The sequence below is a fragment of the Neisseria sp. P0021.S005 genome, assembly GCF_051956955.1.
Genome location: NZ_JBQCWY010000834.1, coordinates 1 through 729, shown reverse-complemented (window position 1 = coordinate 729; position 729 = coordinate 1). Strand labels below are relative to the sequence as shown.

The 729-nt window shown below is 45.7% G+C and carries 1 protein-coding gene; it reads right to left on the bottom strand.

Going from position 1 to position 729, the window contains the following annotated elements; genetic code table 11:
- On the bottom strand, nucleotides 1-729 hold a 729-nt coding region (locus ACTHUE_RS19635; protein WP_440424238.1), incomplete at both ends, for a glycosyltransferase family 2 protein.

The window sequence follows — 729 nt, the reverse complement described above, 5'->3', positions numbered from 1 at the left end:
TCAGCGGTTTTTTACGCAAGGGTTCGTAATGGCTGACTTTACAATGCGGGTCTTCCAAACTTGTAGAACCGGCGCGGTATCTGTATGCCAACAGCCGTAAATCGTTCAAGTCCATCTTCATGCCGTTGTCCAGCAATTCGCGCAACTGGTTTTCCCAGGCAATATCGTTGCTTCCGTCTTTAATGGCAATCAAGATGGACTTTTCGAGGATTTTTTTGATGTGCTGGTTCAAGGAGCGGATTGGGAAATGCCCCAGCCACAACAAATCGGTCTCCGCAAATTGGGCGGAAAACTGCTCGATAAACCAGGAATGTAAACCTCGATAATCCGGCGAATGAAACAGGGTTGATTTAACCTTGTTGCCATCTTTATCCAACATGTAATGGCAGCCGATAATCACGCTGCAAGATTCGGCAGCCCATCTAGGAATAATGACTTTGGGGGTAAAGAGCGTTTCGAGGCGTTGCTCGGTAAATTGAGTGGTGAAATCGGGATTGTATTGCAACGATGTCGGCAAATAGCCGCGCCAAAGGTACATGCCGATCCTGTTTTCGCCGATGACATCCAAAAGTTGTTCCAGCATGATACGGCTAGGACATGAAATAAATTCGTCCGCATCCAGCGGAAAAACGAAATCTATCGCTTCATCTTTTGCTACAAGCTGCTTCATAAGCAGGTTTACCAATTGCTCTTGATTGTACTTGAGCGCTTGATATTGATAGATAAATA